Origin of the sequence: Sanguibacter gelidistatuariae (assembly GCF_900096585.1) — a bacterium.
In the GTDB taxonomy this organism is placed as follows: Bacteria; Actinomycetota; Actinomycetes; order Actinomycetales; family Cellulomonadaceae; genus Sanguibacter; species Sanguibacter gelidistatuariae.
Genome location: NZ_FMYH01000003.1, coordinates 86239 through 107405, shown reverse-complemented (window position 1 = coordinate 107405; position 21167 = coordinate 86239). Strand labels below are relative to the sequence as shown.

Here is a 21167-nt window from a genome sequence, read left to right as displayed (position 1 = left end):
GCCCTCAGCGGCCCGGTCGCAGCATGGACGGCAGGTCGATCCCGGCTTGTTCGAAGCGCTCGAGGTGAGGTGGGAAGCCGTCGCCGCGCACCAGCTCACCGTCGGACCAGCGGTGGATGCTCGCCGTCTCCACGATCCCCGCCTCGACCCGGCCGGTGACCGCCACGATCTCCCGGACCGTGCGCAGCCCGCGGGCATCCATCGCAAGATGCACGACGACGTCGATCGCCGTGGCCACCGTGGGGACGACAAATGGAGCTGTGACGTTTTCGCCGGCCAGCAGCGGGAGGATGCAGATCTTCGCCACCGCGTCGCGCGCGGAGTTGGCGTGGATGCTTGCCATCCCGGGCACGCCGGAGTTGAGCGCGATGAGCAGGTCGAGGCTCTCGGCCTCGCGGACCTCGCCGACGATGATCCGGTCGGGGCGCATCCGCAGTGCTTCCTTGACGAGCCGGCGTAGCGGGATCTCCCCGGTGCCCTCGAGGCTGGGCTGGCGGCACTGCAGCGCGACGACATCCCGGTTCGCGAGGTTAAGCTCGAAGACCTCCTCGGCTGTGATGATCCGCTGGTGGGCGGGGATCGAGCCGGCGAGGGCGTTGAGCATCGTGGTCTTGCCGGAGTGGGTAGCTCCCGAGACGAGGATGTTCAGGCCGGCGCGCACGCAGGCGTCGAGGAGGCCCGCCGCGTGCGAGGTCAGCGACCGCGCGGCGACGAGGTCTCCGAGGGAGGAGGCGCGCATGACGAACTTGCGGATGTTGACGGAGGCGTGATGGCGGGTCACGGATGGGATGACGACGTGCAGGCGCTCCCCGCCGGGCAGCGCGGCGTCGACGAAGGGGCTCGAGAGGTCCAGTCGCCTTCCGGAGGACTTGAGCATCTGCTCGACGAAGTAGAGGACCTGGTCCTCGGTGAGGATCGTCGTGGTCAGCTCTGGGCGGCCTTGCCGGGAGACGAACACCTGGGTCGGTCCGTTGATCCAGATCTCCTCGACCTCGGGGTCGTCGAGGTATTTCTGCAGCGGGCCCAGGCCCGCGACGGCGTCGAGCACGCTCTTGGCCGCCCGGGCGATGTCGGCGATCGCCGGGACCGCGCCGGCCATGGACCTCAGGTCGTAGTCGGCAATCACCTCCGCGACGAGGTCGCGCACCCCGGCGGAGTCCCGCGCCGGATCGAGGCCGCGCCGTCGTACCAGCTCTCGCACCTCGGATTCGAGGATGGCTACGCCGTCCACAGTGCCCCCCGTGATCGCCCCGCACCCGACCGGCGCCTCACCGATGAGGCGGCCGGGTGTGTCGTGGCGCTGGGTCGGGGAATCACTTGCAGAAGATCGACCGCTGCGTCACATGTCCAGAATGAGACTAAGGGAGGATCGCGCATTCTGCAGAGGACCTGTGGACAAGCGCTGAGGCACCCATCGAACTAACCCCTCCCACTAATTCGATTTGTTCAGTAGTATCGAATTAGCTACGAGGGATATTTTGATGGAGGACAAGTGATCAGCCCCACGACCGACTGGCCTGCTCACACCTCCAAGACCGTCCCCTGGCGGTCGGCTGGTCGGGGTCCCAAGGAGGACCGGATGTTCACCGAGGTCACCACCTCCATTCCCCCGATGATCGCCGCGGAGCACTACGCACTCAGCCCGGCCACCGCCGCGCTCCTGGAAGCTGCGACCGTCGAGATGGCGACGCTCGACGCCACACATGGTGCCCTCCTCGGGTCGTTCGAGACGTTCCTGCTGCGCACCGAGTCCGTCGCGTCCTCACGCATCGAGCGCGTCAACGTCAGCATGGACGACCTGGCCAAGGCCGTCGCCGGGGTCAAGGCCCCCAAGGGCGCCCTGGAGACCCACGCTGCCACCCGCGCCCTCCGCTCTCTGGTGGCCACCACCGGCGACGGCGGTCCCATCACCGAGGGTGCGGTGCTCACCGCACACCGCCTCCTCATGGCCGATGACCCCACAGACGGGCGGTACGCGGGCCGGTGGCGGGATGTGCAGAACTGGATCGGAGGGTCCGACCACTCCCCCCGTGGCGCAGTCCACGTACCGCCGCCGCCAGAGCTGGTCGAGGTTTACATGGGTGATTTGCTCGCGTTCGCTGGGCGCGACGACATGCCCGCGCTCGTACTTGCCGCGCTGGTCCATGCCCAGTTCGAGTCGGTGCACCCGTTCACGGACGGCAACGGGCGCATCGGGCGCGCACTGATCCACGCCGTGCTGCGTCGCCGCCGCGTGGTCCGCAACGGCGTCGTCCCGATCGCCGCCGCCATGCTCGCCGACACCGAGAAGTACTTCTCCCTGGTCAACACCTACCGAGACGGGCATGCTGAACCGTTCATCACCTACCTCGCGCACGCAGCACTTCGGGCGGCAGAGGAAGCTGGGGCGAGTGTCAGGGAGTTGCAGACCATGCCCGCCAGGTGGCGCGATGCCGTGGGTGACCGCCCCGGGGCAGCCACCCAGACCCTGCTGGGCAACCTGGTGATCACCCCGGTGTTCGACGCCGAGCGCGCCGCCACGATGGCCGGGGGCGTGAGCCCGTCGACGACGTACGCGGCGATCGAGCGGCTGACGGTGGCCGGGGTCGTCCACGAGGTCACCACGACGCGGCGTGACCGGGTGTGGGCGGCCACAGATGTGATGGACGAGATCGAGTCGTTGAACGCGAGGCTGCGCGAGCACCCCTGACCGCGGATCGAGGTGATGCGAGGTGGTTCCCACCAGTTCCATGGATACTGGGCCGATGATGCCCGCCGGTGAGCCTGCGCCCACCCCCACGCCGTCCGCGGCGCACGCACCTTCCCGACCTCGCCCCGACAATCGCTGGGCGGCGCTCTCCGGCGTGCTGTCGGGAGCCACCACCCTCGGCGTCGCCTCGTTGGTAGCGGTGCTCTTCGGACCGTCGTCGAACCCGGTGGTCGCCGTCGGCGGGGCCTTCGTCGACGCCACGCCCGCGTGGCTCAAAGACTTCGCCGTCTCGACCTTCGCCGCCAACGACAAGGTGGCGCTCTTCGTCGGCATGGCGATCGTCGTCCTGGTCCTCACCGCGGGGATCGGCCTCGTGGCCACCCGCAGCCTGCGGGTGGCGCTCGGCCTTGTCGTGGCCCTCGGCGCCGTCGCACTCGCAGCGGTGCTCACGCGCGAGGGCGTCGGGACGGCCGACGCGATCCCGACCCTCGTCGGCACCGTCGCCGGGATGCTCACCCTCCAGGCGCTCGTGGTGCGCCTTCCGGCACCTCGCTCGGCCGCACCGGCACAGGACGGTGGTGACCGACGTGCGTTCCTGCGCTACGCCGTCCTGGCCGGCTCGGTCGCCGCGATCGCCGCTGTCGGCGGACAGCTGCTCGGTGCCTCGCGGCGCGTCGCCGAGACGGCACGGCAGGTCCTCCGGCTTCCCGTCCCGGTCCGGCCCGCGCCTGCGCTGCCCGCCGGCGTCCAGTCTGCGACGGCGGGAGTGACGCCCTTCGTCACGCCGACGGACGAGTTCTACCGCATCGACACCGCGCTGCTCATCCCCCAGGTCGACCCGGCCACGTGGACGCTGCGCGTCTACGGGATGGTCGAGGACGAGGTCGAGATCACCTTCGACGAGCTCCTCGCCGAAGACCTCGTCGAGGCCTGGGTGACGCTCGCCTGCGTGTCCAACCCGGTCGGCGGCGACCTCGTCGGCAACGCGAAGTGGCTCGGCCTGCCGATCCGTGAGCTGCTGGCCCGCGCCAAGCCGCTCCCCGGTGCGGACATGGTCCTCTCTCGCAGCGTCGACGGGTTCACAGCGTCGACGCCGCTCGAGGTCCTCACGGACGACCGCGACGCGCTGCTCGCGGTCGCGATGAACGACGAGCCGCTGCCGCTGAGTCACGGCTTCCCTGTCCGCATGGTCGTCCCCGGCCTCTACGGATATGTCTCGGCGACCAAGTGGGTCACCGAGCTCAAGGTCACCACCTTCGCCGACGACGTCGCCTACTGGACCCCGCGCGGATGGAGCGAGCGCGGCCCCATCAAGACGGCGTCACGCATCGACGTCCCTCGGGCGGACGCCAACCTCACCGCAGGAACGGTTGCGGTCGGTGGCGTGGCGTGGGCCCAGCACGTCGGTGTCGTCGCCGTCGAGGTCCAGGTCGATCACGGGGAGTGGGAGGCAGCGGCGCTCGCCGACGAGGCCTCCACCGATACCTGGCGCCAGTGGAGCTACCTGTGGGAGGCGTCGAGCGGACCGCACACGCTCCGGGTGCGCGCGACGGACGCCACGGGCAAGATCCAGACCTCGACCGAGGCTCCCCCGGCGCCCGACGGGGCGAGCGGCTGGCACGAGGTCACCGTCGACGTGGGCTGACCGGGGACGGCCGAGTGCACGCAACTCCGCCTCGCAGTACTGCGGGGCCACACCGTTGTCGAGGGGGGCAGATCAGCATGTGGACCACGTCGACGACGCCGACGTCTAGTCCCTCGGGCGTGGTCTAGTCCCTCGGGCGTGCGACTCCAGCCGAGAGACTCGCACGCAGGCCTATCACACCCCTGGCGATAGACCCTCGAAGGTCTCGACTGATGGCACGTGGAGCGTCGACGTCGACCTGATCTCTGAGTCGTTTGGGTCGCTCGATCAGAGTTCTATGGACAACTGTGCTGCCAGCGATGCTGCCAGCGATCCGGATCGCGATGCTCATTCCGCCGATGCGTGCTCCACCCTGGCCAAGGCGGTCAGCACCAGGACGAACGATGTGATCGTGAGCAGCGTGCGTGCCAGGTGGGCGACGAGCCACTGCGTGGCGACAGAGGTGAAGTCGGTGGGGACCACCCCGACCGGCCACGCCATGATGGTCGCATTCAGCGGGAAGTGCACCAGCACGGTGATGAGCATGCCGAGCGCTCCACAGATCAGTGCGGGCACGAGCAGTCGGCTGGGTCCGTGCTGCGCGATCGACGTGACGATGGCGATCGCCATGACCGCGCCGAGCGCCGGCAGGGTCGCGGTGTAGAGCACCGTGGTCGCCTGGTGGAATGCGATATAGCCAGCCGGATCACCTCGCAGAGTGATGTCGGCGAGCAGCACTGCGACCAGAGCGCCGGCTAGCAGACCACCCGCGAGCGCGGCGACCCGTATGGCAACCCGCAGCGCCTGGGTGGATGCCTCGACGTGGATGGCCCTCGTGGACGCGATGGCAGTCATGACCTCACCGCCGTTCTGACGTCGACGACGTCGAGCACCTGAACCTCGGGTTCGGGGCTGGGACGAGCTCCCCCGAAGGCCGCGTCGACCGCCGGGTGGATGCGCTCGTCGAACGCACGTGTGCACGCCTCCTGCGACTCCCACACGTCGATGTAGCGCAGGCCTCCGTCTGATCGACGAACGCACAGGTGGAGCACGAGGCCCACGAGCGGCTCGGCGCCAAGGCCCTCCATGACGCGGTGGTACAAGGCCTCGTTGATCGGGACATCCTGAATGAATGCGTAGACCATGGTGCTCAGCTCCTTCATTCATCCGAATGTCTTTCGGATGAATATGCACTACTCTTGTCCTCATGAAGGACGATGTCAAGAGTCCACGGAGATACTCGTCGCCGTTCCGCCTGGAACAGGCCGCGGCGACCCGATCCCAGGTGCTCGCGACCGCGCTGGACCTGTTCACGGCCCAGGGTTATGCGGCCACCACAGTGACCCAGGTCGCGCGCGCGGCCGGCGTCTCGGTCGACACGCTCTACGCGACCGTCGGCCGGAAGTCGGTGATCCTGCGGGAGGTCGTGGAGTCGGCAATCTCGGGAACCGGCCAGATGGTTCCGGCCGAGGAACGCGACTACGTGATCGCCGTGCGCGCGGCGATCGGAGCGCCGGCCAAGATCGGCATCTATGCGGATGCCGTTGCCGCGATGAGCCCACGGACGGCGCCGGTCTTCGCCGCGCTGCGTGACGCCGCCCAGACGGACCCGGACTGTGCCGCTCTCGGTATCGAGATCTCGACCCGTCGCGCCGCCAACATGCTCAAGTTCACGGCCGACCTACGCTCCACCGGGGCGGTGCGGCCCGAGCTGACCGACCAGTTCGTCGCAGACGTCGTGTGGGCGACGGCCGGTTGGGAGCACTACACCCAGCTCGTCACGGGACGGGGCTGGACGCCAGCACAGTTCGGCGACTATCTGCGCGAGACCTGGAACAGGCTGTTCCTCACCTGATGGTGTCCGGTCCGCGCACGGTCAGCCCCGGCCTGAAGGATTCCCGAGGCCGGGCCGCTCCATCGGCTGCGGCACAGCGCCACGCAGCGGGGACTTCAACCGTCCCGGCAAGCCCAAGACCACGTTGTCGTAGGAGTCCTCGACGAGCCCTTCGACGAGCTCCAGATCCCCACCGGCGCGCAGCTCGACCGTGATCCAGTGGCGCTTGTTCATATGGAATCCGGGCAGGATCCAGTCGTAGTTGGCGATGAGCAGCGGCAGCTCGTCCGGGTCGGCCTTGAGGTTGACGATCGGGTGCTCGCTCACCCGAGGGTTACGGCTGAGCAGGGCGAACATCTTGCGCTGGATCCGGAACACCTCCGCGCCGGGACCGAAGGGCGAGTCGACGCTCGTGTCGGGCAGCCCGAGACAGACCTCACGGCACCATTGCGCGGGGTCGGCGGGGAGCGCCGCGCCGGTCGTCGGGGGAAAGCCTGTGTCCATAGGTCAACAGTAGGCACCGCTACCGACACCACTGGTCCGTGTCAGTCCCCCTTGCTACGTTCGATCCATGAGCTATTCCTTCCAGGTCACCGTCGACTGCGCCGCTCCGCACCCGCTCGCCGACTGGTGGGCCGAGACCTTGGGCTGGCAGGTCGAGCCGAGCAACGAGGCCTTCATCCGCTCGATGGTCGAGCAGGGGTTCGCGACCGACGCCGAGACGATGACGCACAACGGGGTCCTCGTCTGGCGGGAGGGCCAGGCGATCTCCGACCCGACCGGCCCTCCCGGCCTGCCGCGGGTGCTCTTCCAGCTGGTCCCCGAGCCCAAGACGGTCAAGAACCGGATGCACCTCGACGTGCGCATCGGCGACGACAACCCGGCGGTGTTGCGGGCCGCGCTCGAGGCCCGCGGGGCGACGTTCCTGCACAACGGCGCCCAAGGCCCCAACACCTGGATCACGATGGCCGACCCGGAGGGCAACGAGTTCTGCCTCTCGTGATCGCCCCCAGAGGATGACCGCACCGATCCCGGTCACCCCCCGATCTCCACCTCAAAGCCGCCACTCCCCGTAGGTAGGATCACCGCGTGACCTCACGACTGGCTGGACGATGGCAGGACGCCGCGCGCGCGACGGGGCTGCTCCGCCCGGACGGGACGGTCGCCTCAACCATCTTCGCGGAGATGACCAACCTCGCCGCCCGGACCGGTGCGCTCAACCTCGGCCAGGGCTTCCCCGACGCCGACGGCCCTGAGTACATCAAGGCGGCCGCGATCGCTGCGATCAGCGACGGGCACAACCAATACCCGCCCGGCACCGGGATCCTCGAGCTCCGCCAGGCCGTCGCCCGCCACCAGCAGCGCCACTACGGCCTCGAGCTCGACCCGGACACCGAGGTGCTCGTGACCACGGGCGCGACCGAGGCCCTCGCCGCGACGATCCTCGCTCTGGCCGGCCCGGGCGACGAGGTGGTCACCCTCGAGCCCTTCTACGACTCACACGCCGCGTGCATCGCCCTCGCCGGCGCCACCCACGTGACGGTCCCGCTGGTCGCCGGGCCGACCCGCTTCGCCCTCGACCTCACCGCGCTCGACGCCGTCGTGACCGACCGCACTCGCCTCATCATCGTCAACACCCCGCATAATCCGACCGGGACGGTGCTCACCCGTGCCGAGCTCGAGGCGATCGCTGCCGCTGCCCGACGGACGGGCGCGATCGTGGTGACCGACGAGGTCTACGAGCACCTCACCTACGACGCGCAGCACGTGCCGATCGCGACCCTGCCCGGCATGGCCGAGCGGACCCTGACCATCTCCTCCGCGGGCAAGACCTTCTCCTTCACCGGCTGGAAGATCGGCTGGGTGCACGGCCCGGCCGACCTCATCACGGCCGTGCGGACCGTCAAGCAGTTCCTCAGCTACTCCTCCGGCGCCCCCTTCCAGCCCGCGATCGCCCGCGCCCTCGACGACGACGCCGCGCCCCACGAGCTCGCCGCGAGCCTCGCCGCCCGCCGAGACCTGCTGTGCGAGGGGCTGCAGAGGGCGGGCTTCGACGTCGCCGTGCCCCAGGGCACGTACTTCGTCGTGGCCGACGGTGCGCCGCTGGGCTTCGCGGACGGGATGGACCTGTGCCGCCGTCTGCCCGAGCTTGTCGGCGTCGCGGCGATCCCGGTGTCCGCCTTCTGCACGCCCGGCTCCCCGACCGCGGAGGCCCTCGCCTCCCGCGTGCGGTTCACCTTCGTCAAGAGCGAGGCCACCCTGCTCGACGCCGTGGCTCGCCTGGGCCGGCTGCGCGAGATGGTCTAGATACCGGTTGCTGCGCAGGGGATCGCGTGACAGCCTCGAAATGATCCCGACGCCATGATCCCGACGCCGGGCGACGACGGCCGACCCGGACGGAGCGCGCCATGGGACTCATCCACATCGACCTGTTCACCACGCTCGACGGCAGGGCGCAGGCGCCCGGCGGGCCGGACGAGGACACCGACGGCGGGTTCGCCTTCGGCGGCTGGCAGGCCCCTCTCTCAGACGAGGTCGTCGGCGCGCAGATCCTCTCCGGGATGGTGGGGATGGACGCGCTGCTGCTGGGGCGCCGGACCTATGACATCTTCGCCGGGTACTGGCCACACGTGAAGGACGGCGGGGACGGGGGCATTGCTCGGCTGTTCAACCGCATCCCGAAATACGTCGCCTCCCGCCAGGCGCGGAACCTCGACTGGGCCAACTCCACGCTGCTCGGTCCAGATGTCGTCACCGCCGTCCGCGAGCTGCGCGACCGGCACGCGAAGATCCACGTCATCGGCAGCCTCGACTTCGTGCAGACTCTGTTTACCGAGCGGCTCTTCGATCGGCTCACGCTCTGGGTGTACCCGATCCTCCTCGGGGAAGGAAAGAAAGTCTTCGCCGACGGGGTGGCTCCGACGAACCTCAGGCTCGTCGAGCCGGCCGTCACCTCGCCCGGGGGCGTGGTGAGGCAGCGCTATGCGCTCACCGGTGGGACGCCCGGCGTCGGCGACATGACGGATCGCGACCGGGAGGGCTAGCCCAGCCCTAGGCTGATACGCGGACAGCGAACCGGCGAGCCACGCCGCGCCCGCGCGCGGGCCGCGTGGCTAGGCTGGCAGCCACCCGTCGACCACGGACTGCGCAGTCACCGCGAACACCGAGGAGACCCACATGGGCGAAGTCATCGCATTCCCCGGCGGATGGCACGGCCAGGGCGAGCACAGCCTGGGTCCGCACCGCGCGGTCGAGTACGACGCGGCCGAGCAGGCCCCGCATCCTGTGGTCCCCCGGCAGGCCACCTCGGACCTGGGTGACCATCCGCGCCGCGCGTTCCTGTGGCGGGAGATCGCCGGCCACGAGCTGCGCGCGGAGCGGGTGCGCCAGGGCCGCACCCAGTCCGACGTCGCCAGCCGCGCCGGGGTCTCGACGCAGTACCTCTCCGAGATCGAGCGCGGCCGGAAGGAACCGTCGTCGGAGGTGCTGCGCGCCGTGATCGGTGCGCTCGGCCTCGACCTCGTCGACCTCACCGGCCGCGTGACCCGCACGCTGGCTGCGACGTCACCGGCGTCCTCGGCGCCGTCGGCGTCACCGGTCCTGCAGGCCGGCTGAGCGAACCGCGCGCAGCAGACGACCCGAGGACCCGGCGACGCCGGCCCGCTCACCGCGTGAGCGCCCGCACCTTCCGGCTCACCACCACCTCGTCGGCCAGCCCGTAGGCCACGGCCTGGCCGCTCGTGAAGATCCGGTCGCGGACGGTGTCCTCACGCAGCCTCGCCGGGTCCTGCCCGGTGTGCGTGGCCAGCAGCTCGTCCATCTCCTGGCGCATCCGCTGGATCTCCTTCGCCTGGATCTCCAGGTCCGGGAGGGTGCCCTGGCTCCCGGACGACGGCGGGTGCAGCAGAACCCGCGCGTGCGGCAGCACCCCGCGCCGCCCGGGCTCCCCGGCGGCGAGCAGCAATGCGGCGGTCGAGGCGGCCTGCCCCACGCAGACCGTCCCGACCGGGGCGCGCAGGAACTGCATGGTGTCGTAGATCGCGAGCATGGCGGTGATCGATCCGCCGGGTGAGTTGATGTACAGGTTGATGCCCTGATCCGGGCTGGTCGACTCCAGGTGCAGCAGCTGGGCGATGATCACGTTCGCGACGCCGTCGTCGATCTCCGTTCCGAGGAAGACGATCCGGTCTGAGAGCAGCCGGCTGTAGACGTCAGCGGCTCTCTCCCCCGTGACGGTCCGCTCGATGACGCTCGGGATCGTGTACTGCCCGCTCATCGCGCGCCACCCAGACCCGCTCCGGCGCGCGGTCCCACGGGCAGGATGTCCGCGAGGCTCGAGGCGACCGCGTCGACAAACCCGTAGTCGCGCGCCTGCTCGGCGGTGAACCAACGGTCTCGGTCGGAGTCGACGACGACCCGTTCGTAGGGCTGGCCGGTGTGCTCGGAGATGAGCGTCAGCAGCACCTTCTTGGTGTGCTCGAGGTTCTCGGCCTGGATCGCGATGTCGACCGCGCTGCCGCCGATCCCCGCGGATCCCTGATGCATGAGGACCCGAGCGTGCGGCAGCGCGAACCGCTTCCCGGGTGTCCCTGCGGCAAGCAGGAACTGCCCCATGCTGGCGGCGAGGCCCATCGCGACGGTGCGCACGTCATTGGGGATCAGGCGCAGGGTGTCATACATCGCCAGGCCGGCCGAGACCGACCCGCCGGGTGAGTTGATGAGCAGGGTGATGTCGGCGGGGTCTTCGACGGCGAGCAGCAGCAGCTGGCTGCACACCCGTGCGGCGAGCTCGTCGTCGACCTCCTGGCCGATGACGATGATGCGTTGGTGCATGAGGCCGGCGTTGAGGCGGTCGGCCGTGGCGGAGACCGGCGGGGCGTCTCCGGCGGCGGTCCGGGAGGTGAGTGGGCGGTGCTGGACGGTGGGTGACGTGGTCATGGTTCCTCCGGAGGGGTGCGAGTCCTCTCCACCATCACCCGCCGGCAAGCCCACCGGCGGCCATGCATCTGTCGGCTGATCTGCTGTCAGCAGACGCCTCAGGCCGAGGTCGCACCGAGGAGCGCTGCGGAAACGTCTGCGTCCGCACAGGATCGCGCCTCGTCCTCGTCGGCGGCAGCGGTGTCGGCGTCGTCGTCGGGCGTCGTCCCCGTGGCCAGCGGGACGAGGATCTTGTCGATGAGCTGCTCGAAGAACTCCGGCTCGATCGGTCGGCCGGTCGTCATCTTCTGGTAGGAGATCATCGCCGGGCCGACCGTTGCGATCATCTCGATGTCGCGTCCGGGAGGGACCTCCCCGCGCAGCCGGGCGCGTTCGAGCAGCTCCGTGATGAGACGGGTGTGCGGCACCACGAACTGGTGGTGGAGGGCCGCCGCAACCTGAGGATCCTCGCGGATCTCGGCCGGGAGCCCGCTGAGGATCCAGTGCGTGTCCGTGCGGAGCTTGGCCTGCCGGACGCCTAGCAGGTCGCCGCGGAGGGACCCGGTGTCGGGGATGTCATCGACCGTGATGCCGGGGGCGCGGCTGCACACGATAGCGTCGACCGTGAGGTCGACCTTGGAGGGCCAGCGTCGGTAGACCGTCGCCTTGCCGGCACCGGCACGCTCGGCGACCGCGTCCATCGTCATCGAGTCGAATCCGCGCTCGACAAGCAGCTCGCGGGTCGCGTCGAGAATGACGTCATCCCTCGAGGCGTCACGTCGGCGGCCCGGGCGGCGGGCTGGCGTGGCACACGTCGCGGCGTCATCGACGCGGTCGGCCTGGTCGGCGTCGTTGGCCCTGTCGACATCGTCGGCGCTGTCGGCGCTCATCACACTCTCCTTCGTCGAACTCCCAGTATGGCCCGTCCACGGGAAACAAATCAAGACTGATGGGTTCCGGAACTGCCCAGTTCTGCATTAGGCTCGAATCTCCGACTACGCCGTCCCCAGGAGTCACCATGTCCTCAGCTACCCCACCGGCCCTGTCGCCGCCCGGCTCCCGCCGCTGGCTGGTGCTCGCCACCGTCGCCCTCGCACAGCTCATGGTCGTCCTCGACTCCACGATCGTGAACATCGCTCTGCCCTCCGCCCAGGCGGACCTCGGCTTCACCAACAACGACCGCCAGTGGGTCGTGACCGCCTATGCCCTCGCCTTCGGCAGCCTGCTGCTGCTCGGCGGCCGGCTCTCCGACATGTTCGGTCGCCGCCGGATGTTCCTCGTCGGCCTCGTCGGGTTCGCCTTCGCCTCTGCCCTCGGTGGCGCGGCGCAGAGCTTCGAGATGCTCGTCGGAGCACGCGCCCTCCAGGGCGTCTTCGGCGCCGTCCTCGCACCGGCCGCCCTCGCCGTGCTGACCACGACGTTCACCGACCCGAAGGAACGCGGTCGCGCCTTTGGCGTCTTCGGCGCGATTGCCGGGATGGGTGGGGCGATCGGGCTGCTGCTCGGCGGCTACCTGACGGAGCACCTCGACTGGCGCTGGAACCTCTACGTCAACGTCCTCATCGCGATCATCGCGTTTGTCGCCGGCATGGCGCTGCTCCCCCGCGGTGGGCACACCGGCCGCCAGTCGCTCGACGTCCCCGGGGTGCTGCTCGGATCGCTCGGCCTGTTCTTCCTCGTCTTCGGTTTCTCCCAGGCAGAGCCGGAAGGCTGGGACTCGCCGATCACCTGGGGGTCGCTCGCCCTGAGCATCGTCCTGCTCGTCGGCTTCGTCCTGCGCCAGCGCACCTCGGCCAACCCGCTGCTCCCGCTGAGCATCGTCGTCGACCGCGATCGCGGGGCGTCGCTCCTGGCCATCCTCGTCGCGGGCTCGGGGATGTTCGGAGTCTTCCTCTTCCTCACGTACTACCTGCAGGCGACGCTCGCCTTCACCCCGATGCAGACCGGCCTGGCGTTCCTGCCGATGATCGTCACGCTCATCATCACCGCGCAGATCATGACGAATATCGCCCTGCCCAGGGTCGGCCCGCGAGTCCTCGTGCCCAGCGGTATGGTCCTCGGCGCACTCGCCATGGTCTACCTGACGACGCTCCAGCTCGACAGCACCTACGTCCACGTCCTGCCGGGGCTGATCGTCCTCGGGATCGCGATGGGCTCGATCATGCCCGCGTCGTTCCAGCTCGCCACGCTCGGCATCAGCCGCAACCAGGCGGGTGCCGCCTCGGCCATGGTGTCCACGAGCCAGCAGGTCGGCGGGGCCATCGGGACGGCGTTGCTCAACACGCTCGCCGCGACGGCCGCGACCACCTTCGTCGCCGGGCACCTGCCCGCGACCGAGGCCGTCCTGGCCGACGCCGCGCTGCACAGCTACGCGACGGCCTACACGGCGTCGGCCGTGATCTTCCTGGCCGGTGGCGTGGCGACGGTCGCACTGTTCCGCAGCAAGGCAGACCGGGCAGCCCGGGCGGCCGCCGCAGCCCTCGAGGGCGCGCCCGTGGAGACGCTCCCGGTCCACTGACCTGCACGACGCCCGACGCCCGACCCCCGACCCCCGACCGCCAAGCCTCGGGGATCGGGCGTCGGGCCGAGCCGCAGTCAGGTCGCGTGCAGGTGACCTCGGCCATCCTCGTCGCATGACACCTCACGCTGCTCCCATCCGCTGGACCCTGAACAAGGTTCCCCAGGTCACCGCGCTGTTCTGGATCGTGAAGATGCTCTCCACGACGGTCGGCGAGACCGCCGCCGACTACCTGGGCAGCACGCTGGGCTGGGGGTTGACCCTGACCACGTCGGCCATGGCGGCCCTGCTGGCGGCGGCGCTCGTCGCCCAGTTCCGCGCCCGGCGCTACGTGCCCGCGGTCTACTGGACCGTGGTGGTCCTGATCAGCGTCGTCGGCACGCTGTTCAGCGACAACCTGGTCGACAACCTCGGGGTCCCGCTGTGGACCACGACGCTCGTCTTCGCGGTCGCCCTCGCGATCACCTTCACCCTGTGGTTCGCGAGCGAGCGGACGCTGTCGATCCACACGATCATGACCGCCCGCCGGGAGTCCTTCTACTGGCTGGCGATCTTGTTCACCTTCGCCCTCGGCACCTCTGCGGGCGACCTGGTCTCCGAGGGCCTGAGCCTGGGCTATCTCACGGCCGCGGCCCTGTTCGCAGGAGCGATCGCACTGGTAGCCCTCGCCCACTACGGCTTCCGCCTCGGGGCGGTGCTCTCGTTCTGGCTTGCCTACGTCCTGACCCGGCCCCTGGGCGCCTCCGTGGGCGACCTGCTGTCGCAGTCGCGCGCCGACGGCGGGCTCGGGCTGGGCACCACGGTGACGAGCGTGGCTTTCCTGGCCGTGATCGTCGTCGTGATCGGGATCTTCTCCCTCCAGCAGAACCAGCAACGCCGACTCGTCCCCGCCTGAACCCGCCTGACCCGCCTGCGCCGGTCAGACGGTCAGCTGGCCAGCGGGAAGGTGACGACGAACGTCGTCGGCTCGCCCGGGAGGATGCGGACGTCGCCGCCGGCTGCCCGGGCCACCCGGCGGGCGAGCGACAGCCCGAGGCCCGCCCCGGAGCTGGCCACGTCACGGACGCCTGCGTGGAAGATCAGCTCGGGGTCCGCGCCGCCCAGGCCGTCGCCGTCGTCGCTCACGGCGATCTCGACGAGCTGCCCGCGCACCCGGACCGTGACCGAGACCTGGGACCGGGCGTGCCGCAGCGCGTTGTCCAGGACCGGGGCGAGCGCCCGCGCGGCGATCCCGACGGGGACGGCGACGAGGAGCCCCGTCTCGCCGCCCGTGACCAGACTCTTGAGCGGGGCACCGGCCCCCAGGTTCGCCGCCGCCGCGTCGAGCACCTCCTCGACCCCGGCCATGACGTTCTCGGCGACCTCACCGCGGGCGATGGACAGCAGCGTCTCGATCACCTGGGTCATCTGATCGGCGGCCGCGACGATCCGCTCGAAACGCTCGCGGTCCCGCGCGAGCAGCGGCGGGTCCGGTGCCAGCAGCGCAAGCTCGGCCTCGCCGCGGACGACCGTCAACGGCGTGCGGAGCTCGTGGGCCAGCTCGGAGGTCAGCCGCTGCTCGGCGCCGATCACCCGGGAGACGCGCTCCAAGAGTGCGTCCAGCACCTCCCCGAGCTCGGTGATCTCGTCGTGGGGCGGCCCCAGAGCGAAGCGCCGGCTCAGATCTTCCTCGCTCCATTCCGCGGCACGCCGCGCCATGGTCGCGACCGGTCGCAGTGCGCTGCCCACCGACCAGGCCGCCAGGGCGGTGACCCCGGCCACGATCACCAGTCCGAGCGCCGCGCTGATCGCGAGCGCGGTGTGCTGGGTGTTCTCGTAGGGCTCGAGCCCTACGCCGACGACGACCACGCCCGTCTCCCCGCCGCCGAGGTCGATCGGCTCGGCGAGCAGCCGCCAGTCGTCGACCTCGACGAGGACCTGCGCGCCCGTCGTCGACAGCAGGTCGACCTCCTGGCCCAGCGTGCCCGACGCCTCGGCCCCGCCGATCAGAGCGCCGGTGGCGTCGTAGACCCAGACCAGATCGCCGACCGGCTGGGAGGCGGAGCCGCCCGCGCTGTCCTGCTCGACCACGCCGTCCCGCTCGACCATGGTGGCGACGGCGGCGGCTCGGTCGCGCAGCACACCGTCGACGTCGTTGCTCACCACGGTCCGCAGGACCAGACCGAGGACGGCCACGAGCGCCGCCATGCCCAGCACGGTCGCCGCGGCGGTGGCCACGATGATGCGCCCGCGCAGGCTCCGCGGAGCGCGACCGGACGGCCACCCGCGCGTCATCGGAGCGCGTACCCGACGCCGCGGACGGTCTCGATCCCGACCGGGGACCCGAGAGCCGCGAGCTTGGTGCGCAGGCGCCGGACGTAGGAGTCGATCGTGTTCTCCTGGACGATCGCGCCGTACGGCCACCCGGCGGACACGACCGCCCGACGGCGCACCACCTCACCGGGGCGGGCGGCGAGGGCCGCCAGCATCCGGAACTCCGTCGGCGTCAGGGTGACCTCCTGCGCGCCGAACCGCAATGAGAACCGCTGCGGATCCAGCACCAGGCCGGACGGTGGGACCTGGGCGGCGGTGCGCCTGGCGAGCGCGGTGACCCGCACGACAAGCTCGGCAACCGCGAAGGGTTTGGTCAGGTAGTCGTCACCGCCGGCGTGGAACCCGCTCATGAGGTCGCTCAGCCCGTCCTTGGCGGTGAGGAACAGCACGGGAGCCTGCTGCCCGCCGGCCCGCAGGGCCTGGCACACGTCTCGCCCGTCGGAGTCCGGGAGGCCGATGTCGAGGATCACGACGTCGACGCTGCCCGCCGCAGCGAACAGGCGCAGCGCCTCGCCGCCGTCGTGGGCGAGGATCGTCTCGAAGCCCGAGCCCGTCAGCGCCTCGTCGAGGACGCGCCGGATGCGTGGGTCGTCCTCGCAGATCCCGACCGTCACCACGAGGGTGGCGCCGTCGCGGGGGTGTGCGCTCCGATCATGGGGTCAGCGTACGTCGCCGGCGTGCCGCGGAGGCGGCCGGGCCGGCTGCCGCGGCGCAGGCCAGTCAGGTGGCTGGCAGGTGGCCAGGCCTAGCCTTGCGGGATGGTCACCTCTCCCCGCCGCACCCATCCGTCCTGGTACGTCGCCGGCGTCTCGCTGATCCTCCTCGCCGTCATGACCGTCGCGCTCATGGTCGCCGGCCCGCACACGTCCTTCGCCGTCGACACGTGGTGGCAGCAGATCATGGACGACATCCGCTCACCGGCGCTCATGTCTCTCGCGCGGGGGCTCGACACCCTCGGTACGGGGATCCTCGGGATCGTCGTCGTGCCGCTCCTGGTGATCGGTGCCCTGCTGATCGCGCGCCGGCCCTGGGGCGCGCTGACGTTCGTCGGGGCGGTGGGCGGATCGGCCGTCGCGACCCAGGTGCTCAAGCACGTCGTCGGGCGGGATCGGCCGGTCAGCGCGTTCGTGGACACCGACTTCGGGTCGTTCCCCTCCGGGCACGTCTCCCATGCGGCGGTCATGACGATCGTTCTCGCCGTGATCCTGCGCCGGGCCTGGATGTGGGTCGTCGCCGCCGTCTACACCACTGTCATGATGGCCAGCCGAACCCTGCTCGGGGTGCACTGGCTGAGCGACGTCGTCGCCGGGCTTCTGCTCGGACTGGCCGTCGCGCTGATCGCCTGGCGCGCAGGCACGTGGCTGCGCGCCAGGCGAGAAGTGGGCCGCAGCGGTCAGCCGGCCGACGTCGTGCGCACGACCATCTTCCCGGTGTTCTCTCCGCGCATGAGGCCGAGGAAGGCCTCGACGGAGTTCTCGATACCGTCCACGACGGTCTCGTCGAAGACGACCTGACCGGAGGTGAGCCACCCGGTCATGTCGGCCATGAAGGCCGGGAAGTGCTGGACGTAGTTGCCCACCGTGAAGCCCTTGAGCATGAGGCCGCGGGTCACGATGTTTGCCATGTTCCGCGGACCGGCGGCCGGGCCGGTCGCGTTGTACTGGGAGATCGCCCCGCACAGCGCGGCACGCCCGCCGTCGTTGAAGGCGCCGAGCGCAGCCTCGAGGTGGTCGCCGCCGACGTTGTCGAAGTACACGTCGATGCCGCCCGGGGCGGCCTGGGCGAGCTGGTCCATGACGGGGGCGTCCTTGTAGTTGAACGCGGCGTCGAAGCCGTAACGGTCGGTGAGGAGCGCGACCTTCTCGGCCGTCCCGGCCGAGCCGACGACCCGTCCGGCCCCCTTGAGCCGTGCGATCTGGCCGACCATCGAGCCGACCGCACCGGCCGCGCCGGAGACGAAGACGGTGTCGCCCTCACGCAGGCCGGCGATCTCGAGCAGGCCGACGTAGGCGGTCAGCGCGGTCATCCCGAGCACGCCGAGGTAGGCGGAGGTGGGCACGCCGGGGACCACGGGGACGACCCGGAAGCCGGCGGCGTCGCCCTGGGCGACATCGCGCCACCCGAGCTGGTGCACGACCGTGTCGCCGACCTTCACGGAGTCGGCCGCCGAGGCGACGACCCTCCCGACGGCCCCACCGGTCATGGTCTCCCCGAGCGCGTAGGGCGGGGTGTAGGACTTGACGTCGTTCATGCGGCCCCGCATGTAGGGGTCGACCGACAGGAAGTCGTTGGCGACGCGGACCTCGCCGGGGGCGAGGTCGTCGAGCTCGACCGTGACGATCGAGAAGTTCTCGGCTGTGGGCCACCCGGTGGGGCGGCTGGCGAGCTGGACCTGGGTGCTGGTCGCGACGGTCATGTGACTCCCTGCGCTAGTATTGAACCGATCAGTTCACTATAGGCGCCTCGCTCCCACCCGGCCAACGAGAGCCCCACCACTGGAGAGACGCATGGGACGCCTGCAGGCCTTCGACACCACGACCGCGGTCCAGGCCGCCCGCGACCTCTTCTGGGACCAGGGCTTCGAGGCCACGTCCCTGGCCGACCTCGAGCTGGCCACCGGCCTCAACCGGTCGAGCCTCTACCACGCCTTCAGCAGCAAGCGCGGGCTGTTCGACGCCGCAGCCCAGGACTACCTCGACACCGTCATCCGGCCCCGGCTGGCCGGGCTCACCGCGACCGGGGACACGGCGGCTGGCGGCACGACGGCCGACCGGGACCCCGCGGCCGAGGCCGCGGCCGCCCTGGTCGAGTACTTCGACTCCCTTGCCCGCGCGGTCGCCGCGCTTCCGACCGGCTCCGCCCGGCGCGGCTGCCTCCTAGTCAACGCGACGGCGGGCCTCGCCGCGCACGACGACGCGGCGCGCGTCGTCGTGGACGGCTACCGGGTCGAGCTCATGGCGGCGCTGCGCGGTGCGCTCGTCAGTGCGACCCCCGCCCGCGCCGCGGACCTGCTCGACGCCGACGCCCGCGTGCTGGCCTCGCTGTCGATCTCCGCGATGGTCCTGGCCCGGATCAACACGACCGAGGCCGTCGCCCTCCTGGCCAGCGCGGTCGAGATGGTCGGGCAGCTCACGGGCGCGGCGTCCACGGGCTAGCCGTCCGTGCCGAGCAGACCTGCAGCGACCGCGTCGGCGATCGCCTTGGCCTCCTCCGACGTGTTGCCGGAGTCGCCGTAGAAGGACCGCCAGAGGATCCGCCCCTTGGTGAAGCCGGACCCGCAGTACTCGTCACCCTCGAGGGAGGCGAGCATGAGCAGGTCGGTTCCGGCGGCCACCGCGATCATGTTGTCGGGCTTCTCCTGACACCCCAGGTCGGCGGTCGCATCGGCGAGCGCCTGCGCGTCTGCGAACTGCATCGTCACCGTCCAGGCGGACTTCTGATCGCCGTCTGCCGGCTGGTCGGCCACGTCGACGGAATACACGAGCGCGGAGGAGACCAGCTCCTCCCCGAGGATCACGTCGAACGTCTCGTCGCTGGCCATCACCTGCGCGCCGGACGGCTTCATGTGCCCGGTGAACTCAAAGATGGAGTAGTCAAGGACGTGGTAGAAACCGACGTCCGGGGCGAGCACACTCTTCCAGCCGACCGGTGCGACCGCCACGTCCTCGCCGCTCACGACCGACGCGCCGGACTCCAGCTCCTCCACGTGCGAGATCTCGGGGGCGGTCACGACGACGTCCGAGGCCGAGGCGCTCTGCGGCCCACCGCGGACGACGACGAGCGCCGCGACGGTGAGCGACCCGACGAGCAGGGTCAGCGCCACGCCCCACAGGGCGAGGATCCCACCGGCGGTCCGGCTCGGCGGACCACTGCCGCGCGTCGGACCGCTGCGGTGAGGCTGGACGCTCATGCGCGGTCCTTCGGTCGTCGGCGGCGAACGACCACGGAAGTCATGGCGGCTCGGGTATCGGTGACCATCCTAGGTGGTGAGGGGACGAAGCGGTCGTGACCGGGCTACTGCGCCAGCCACCCGCCGCGCCGGTATGCCGGCGTGGCCAGCGCGAGGATCGCTACACCGACTGCGATCGAGGCGATGATCACGGACGTCATCGCGACCGCGGTGCCGCCGAACACTCCGACGAACGGGCTGACCACCCCCGCGATCCCAGCCTGCATGGCGCCGATGAGCGCGGCGGCGGTCCCTGCCATGTGCCCGTACCGACCGAGGGCGATGACGGTCGCGTTCGCGGGGATCATCCCCTGCATGCCCAGCACGAACCACAGGCCGATGATCACCCCGACGACCCCACCGAGACCGGTCACGACGACGACGAGCAGGAGGATCGCCAGCACGAGCTGGGCGATGATCGCCACCCGCAGGATGCGGATCGGGGCCACCTTGCGCACGAGGTGCGCGTTGAGCTGGGCGGAGAGCACGAGCGCTACCCCGTTCACCGCGAAGATCGCCGAGAACTGTCCGCCGGTCATCCCGTACTCCTCCTGGAGCACGAAGGTCGAACCGACGACGTAGCTCATGATCACCGCCATGCCGAAGCCGGGCAGGACCGCCAGGGCGAGGAAGTGCCGGTCACGCAGCAGACCGAGATAGCTGGCGAGCGCGCCGCGCGGGCCGGCCACGCGTCGTCGGTCCTTCGGGAGCGTCTCGGGCATGAACCGCCAGACGATCACGACGAGGACCACCCCGATGATCGCCAGGGCATAGAACACCGCGCGCCACTGCCACTGCCCGGCGATCGCCTGGCCGATGGTCGGCGCGAAGAGCGGCGCGACGCCGATGACCAGCATCAGCCGGGACAACAACCTCGCCGCATCCGAGCCGGTGAACCGGTCACGGATCACCGCGATCGCGACGACCGACGCCGCGGCGTTGAAGAAACCTTGGATCACGCGCAGCGCGATGAGGGTCTCGATGCTAGGGGCGATCGAGCACAGCAGCGAGGTGATGACGTGCAGGCTGATGCCGATGAGCAGCGGCAGCCGGCGCCCGAACCTGTCCGAGAACGGCCCGATGACCAGCTGCCCGACGGCGCCGCCGATAAGCATCCCGGACATCGTCATCTGCGCGGCCGCCGCGCTCGTGCCCAGGTCCGCCGCGACGTCGGGCAGGGAGGGCAGGTACATGTCCGTGGTCACCGCGGGCAGAGCCGCGAGCGCGCCGAGCATGAGCACGTACTTGACGTTGGGGGTGTAGCGGGGCGGCGGGCCTGCGGGTTGTGCGGGGTCGGTCACGCGTCGATCATAACGATTCGAT

The 21167-nt window shown here is 70.4% G+C and carries 22 protein-coding genes and 1 pseudogene; 11 read left to right on the top strand and 12 right to left on the bottom strand.

Annotation, left to right across the window (positions count from 1 at the left end; all coding sequences use genetic code 11):
* Positions 1–4: 4 nt before the first annotated feature.
* Positions 5–1231: a TadA family conjugal transfer-associated ATPase gene (locus BLQ50_RS08220; protein ID WP_093182803.1), complete on the bottom strand. Its 1227-nt coding sequence runs from the start codon at positions 1229–1231 to the stop codon at positions 5–7.
* 261 nt (positions 1232–1492) lie between these two features.
* On the opposite strand from BLQ50_RS08220, the gene BLQ50_RS08215 reads away from it, so the two are divergent.
* The gene (locus tag BLQ50_RS08215) at positions 1493–2689 is read left to right on the top strand and encodes a Fic family protein (protein WP_245701011.1); all 1197 of its coding nucleotides are present in this window, start codon (positions 1493–1495) and stop codon (positions 2687–2689) included.
* A 55-nt stretch (positions 2690–2744) separates the two neighbouring features.
* Positions 2745–4334, top strand: a complete 1590-nt coding sequence (locus tag BLQ50_RS08210) for a molybdopterin-dependent oxidoreductase (protein WP_093182802.1) — start codon at positions 2745–2747, stop codon at positions 4332–4334.
* 327 nt (positions 4335–4661) lie between these two features.
* On the opposite strand, the gene BLQ50_RS08205 is transcribed toward BLQ50_RS08210, so the two are convergent.
* A complete protein-coding gene (locus BLQ50_RS08205; protein WP_093182801.1) occupies positions 4662–5168 on the bottom strand; it encodes an anthrone oxygenase family protein in 507 nt (168 codons plus the stop codon).
* Positions 5165–5476, bottom strand: a complete 312-nt coding sequence (locus tag BLQ50_RS08200) for a hypothetical protein (protein WP_217629138.1) — start codon at positions 5474–5476, stop codon at positions 5165–5167. Before BLQ50_RS08200 ends, BLQ50_RS08205 begins: the two co-directional genes overlap by 4 nt.
* Before the next feature lie 44 nt (positions 5477–5520).
* On the opposite strand from BLQ50_RS08200, the gene BLQ50_RS08195 reads away from it, so the two are divergent.
* Positions 5521–6168 carry a TetR/AcrR family transcriptional regulator gene (locus BLQ50_RS08195; RefSeq protein ID WP_093182800.1) on the top strand — a complete coding sequence of 216 codons (648 nt, stop codon included), beginning with the start codon at positions 5521–5523 and terminating at the stop codon, positions 6166–6168.
* Between the two features lie 21 nt (positions 6169–6189).
* On the opposite strand, the gene BLQ50_RS08190 is transcribed toward BLQ50_RS08195, so the two are convergent.
* Positions 6190–6651 carry an MmcQ/YjbR family DNA-binding protein gene (locus BLQ50_RS08190; protein ID WP_093182799.1) on the bottom strand — a complete coding sequence of 154 codons (462 nt, stop codon included), beginning with the start codon at positions 6649–6651 and terminating at the stop codon, positions 6190–6192.
* 67 nt (positions 6652–6718) lie between these two features.
* Here BLQ50_RS08190 and BLQ50_RS08185 point away from each other — a divergent pair, with 67 nt between their 5' ends.
* The 4 genes from BLQ50_RS08185 (at position 6719) to BLQ50_RS08170 (ending at position 9762) form a co-directional block, all read left to right on the top strand.
* A complete protein-coding gene (locus BLQ50_RS08185; RefSeq protein WP_093182798.1) occupies positions 6719–7150 on the top strand; it encodes a VOC family protein in 432 nt (143 codons plus the stop codon).
* 86 nt (positions 7151–7236) lie between these two features.
* Complete coding sequence (locus BLQ50_RS08180) at positions 7237–8454, top strand: pyridoxal phosphate-dependent aminotransferase (protein ID WP_245701009.1); 1218 nt, start codon at positions 7237–7239, stop codon at positions 8452–8454.
* A 101-nt stretch (positions 8455–8555) separates the two neighbouring features.
* Complete coding sequence (locus BLQ50_RS08175; RefSeq protein WP_093182796.1) at positions 8556–9191, top strand: dihydrofolate reductase family protein; 636 nt, start codon at positions 8556–8558, stop codon at positions 9189–9191.
* 133 nt (positions 9192–9324) lie between these two features.
* Complete coding sequence (locus BLQ50_RS08170) at positions 9325–9762, top strand: helix-turn-helix domain-containing protein (RefSeq protein ID WP_093182795.1); 438 nt, start codon at positions 9325–9327, stop codon at positions 9760–9762.
* Positions 9763–9811: 49 nt separating this feature from the next.
* On the opposite strand, the gene BLQ50_RS08165 is transcribed toward BLQ50_RS08170, so the two are convergent.
* The 3 genes from BLQ50_RS08165 to BLQ50_RS08155 form a co-directional block, all read right to left on the bottom strand.
* The gene (locus BLQ50_RS08165; protein ID WP_093182793.1) at positions 9812–10423 is read right to left on the bottom strand and encodes a ClpP family protease; all 612 of its coding nucleotides are present in this window, start codon (positions 10421–10423) and stop codon (positions 9812–9814) included.
* Positions 10420–11085 carry a ClpP family protease gene (locus BLQ50_RS08160; RefSeq protein WP_093182792.1) on the bottom strand — a complete coding sequence of 222 codons (666 nt, stop codon included), beginning with the start codon at positions 11083–11085 and terminating at the stop codon, positions 10420–10422. Before BLQ50_RS08160 ends, BLQ50_RS08165 begins: the two co-directional genes overlap by 4 nt.
* Before the next feature lie 98 nt (positions 11086–11183).
* A complete protein-coding gene (locus BLQ50_RS08155) occupies positions 11184–11954 on the bottom strand; it encodes a TetR/AcrR family transcriptional regulator (protein ID WP_093182790.1) in 771 nt (256 codons plus the stop codon).
* 128 nt (positions 11955–12082) lie between these two features.
* On the opposite strand from BLQ50_RS08155, the gene BLQ50_RS08150 reads away from it, so the two are divergent.
* Together BLQ50_RS08150 and BLQ50_RS08145 are read left to right on the top strand one after the other, a co-directional pair.
* Complete coding sequence (locus BLQ50_RS08150) at positions 12083–13582, top strand: MFS transporter (RefSeq protein WP_093182789.1); 1500 nt, start codon at positions 12083–12085, stop codon at positions 13580–13582.
* Between the two features lie 115 nt (positions 13583–13697).
* Entirely contained in the window at positions 13698–14477 is a 780-nt protein-coding gene (locus BLQ50_RS08145; protein WP_093182787.1) for a COG4705 family protein, read from the top strand.
* A gap of 32 nt (positions 14478–14509) precedes the next feature.
* Here the strand turns inward: BLQ50_RS08145 and BLQ50_RS08140 are convergent, their stop codons facing one another.
* Both BLQ50_RS08140 and BLQ50_RS08135 read right to left on the bottom strand, forming a co-directional pair.
* Positions 14510–15856 (bottom strand): HAMP domain-containing sensor histidine kinase, encoded by a 1347-nt coding sequence (locus BLQ50_RS08140; protein WP_093182785.1) that lies wholly within the window; start codon positions 15854–15856, stop codon positions 14510–14512.
* Complete coding sequence (locus tag BLQ50_RS08135; protein WP_217629137.1) at positions 15853–16509, bottom strand: response regulator transcription factor; 657 nt, start codon at positions 16507–16509, stop codon at positions 15853–15855. Before BLQ50_RS08135 ends, BLQ50_RS08140 begins: the two co-directional genes overlap by 4 nt.
* Before the next feature lie 144 nt (positions 16510–16653).
* On the opposite strand from BLQ50_RS08135, the pseudogene BLQ50_RS19025 reads away from it, so the two are divergent.
* Positions 16654–17241 (top strand): annotated as a pseudogene (locus BLQ50_RS19025) (phosphatase PAP2 family protein); the annotation flags it as partial.
* Between the two features lie 47 nt (positions 17242–17288).
* On the opposite strand, the gene BLQ50_RS08125 reads toward BLQ50_RS19025, so the two are convergent.
* Positions 17289–18311, bottom strand: coding sequence for an NADP-dependent oxidoreductase (locus tag BLQ50_RS08125; RefSeq protein WP_093182779.1), 1023 nt, complete (start codon positions 18309–18311; stop codon positions 17289–17291).
* A gap of 91 nt (positions 18312–18402) precedes the next feature.
* Between BLQ50_RS08125 and BLQ50_RS08120 the strand changes: the two genes are divergently transcribed.
* Complete coding sequence (locus BLQ50_RS08120) at positions 18403–19050, top strand: helix-turn-helix domain-containing protein (RefSeq protein WP_093182777.1); 648 nt, start codon at positions 18403–18405, stop codon at positions 19048–19050.
* Here the strand turns inward: BLQ50_RS08120 and BLQ50_RS08115 are convergent.
* Both BLQ50_RS08115 and BLQ50_RS08110 read right to left on the bottom strand, forming a co-directional pair.
* Positions 19047–19805: a hypothetical protein gene (locus BLQ50_RS08115; RefSeq protein ID WP_093182775.1), complete on the bottom strand. Its 759-nt coding sequence runs from the start codon at positions 19803–19805 to the stop codon at positions 19047–19049. The two genes, BLQ50_RS08120 and BLQ50_RS08115, sit on opposite strands and share 4 nt — an antisense overlap.
* A 104-nt stretch (positions 19806–19909) precedes the next feature.
* A complete protein-coding gene (locus BLQ50_RS08110; protein WP_245701007.1) occupies positions 19910–21145 on the bottom strand; it encodes a multidrug effflux MFS transporter in 1236 nt (411 codons plus the stop codon).
* Between the last annotated feature and the right edge of the window lie 22 nt (positions 21146–21167).

What these genes read in the sequence shown, in the direction of transcription:
- BLQ50_RS08210 (WP_093182802.1), top strand. Translation starts at nt 2,745, where the DNA reads ATGATGCCCGCCGGTGAGCCTGCGCCCACCCCCACGCCGTCCGCGGCG.
- BLQ50_RS08205 (WP_093182801.1), bottom strand. Translation starts at nt 5,168, where the DNA reads ATGACTGCCATCGCGTCCACGAGGGCCATCCACGTCGAGGCATCCACC.
- BLQ50_RS08200 (WP_217629138.1), bottom strand. Translation starts at nt 5,476, where the DNA reads ATGAAGGAGCTGAGCACCATGGTCTACGCATTCATTCAGGATGTCCCG.
- BLQ50_RS08195 (WP_093182800.1), top strand. Translation starts at nt 5,521, where the DNA reads ATGAAGGACGATGTCAAGAGTCCACGGAGATACTCGTCGCCGTTCCGC.
- BLQ50_RS08190 (WP_093182799.1), bottom strand. Translation starts at nt 6,651, where the DNA reads ATGGACACAGGCTTTCCCCCGACGACCGGCGCGGCGCTCCCCGCCGAC.
- BLQ50_RS08185 (WP_093182798.1), top strand. Translation starts at nt 6,719, where the DNA reads ATGAGCTATTCCTTCCAGGTCACCGTCGACTGCGCCGCTCCGCACCCG.
- BLQ50_RS08175 (WP_093182796.1), top strand. Translation starts at nt 8,556, where the DNA reads ATGGGACTCATCCACATCGACCTGTTCACCACGCTCGACGGCAGGGCG.
- BLQ50_RS08170 (WP_093182795.1), top strand. Translation starts at nt 9,325, where the DNA reads ATGGGCGAAGTCATCGCATTCCCCGGCGGATGGCACGGCCAGGGCGAG.
- BLQ50_RS08165 (WP_093182793.1), bottom strand. Translation starts at nt 10,423, where the DNA reads ATGAGCGGGCAGTACACGATCCCGAGCGTCATCGAGCGGACCGTCACG.
- BLQ50_RS08160 (WP_093182792.1), bottom strand. Translation starts at nt 11,085, where the DNA reads ATGACCACGTCACCCACCGTCCAGCACCGCCCACTCACCTCCCGGACC.
- BLQ50_RS08155 (WP_093182790.1), bottom strand. Translation starts at nt 11,954, where the DNA reads ATGAGCGCCGACAGCGCCGACGATGTCGACAGGGCCAACGACGCCGAC.
- BLQ50_RS08150 (WP_093182789.1), top strand. Translation starts at nt 12,083, where the DNA reads ATGTCCTCAGCTACCCCACCGGCCCTGTCGCCGCCCGGCTCCCGCCGC.
- BLQ50_RS08145 (WP_093182787.1), top strand. Translation starts at nt 13,698, where the DNA reads ATGACACCTCACGCTGCTCCCATCCGCTGGACCCTGAACAAGGTTCCC.
- BLQ50_RS08140 (WP_093182785.1), bottom strand. Translation starts at nt 15,856, where the DNA reads ATGACGCGCGGGTGGCCGTCCGGTCGCGCTCCGCGGAGCCTGCGCGGG.
- BLQ50_RS08125 (WP_093182779.1), bottom strand. Translation starts at nt 18,311, where the DNA reads ATGACCGTCGCGACCAGCACCCAGGTCCAGCTCGCCAGCCGCCCCACC.
- BLQ50_RS08120 (WP_093182777.1), top strand. Translation starts at nt 18,403, where the DNA reads ATGGGACGCCTGCAGGCCTTCGACACCACGACCGCGGTCCAGGCCGCC.
- BLQ50_RS08115 (WP_093182775.1), bottom strand. Translation starts at nt 19,805, where the DNA reads ATGAGCGTCCAGCCTCACCGCAGCGGTCCGACGCGCGGCAGTGGTCCG.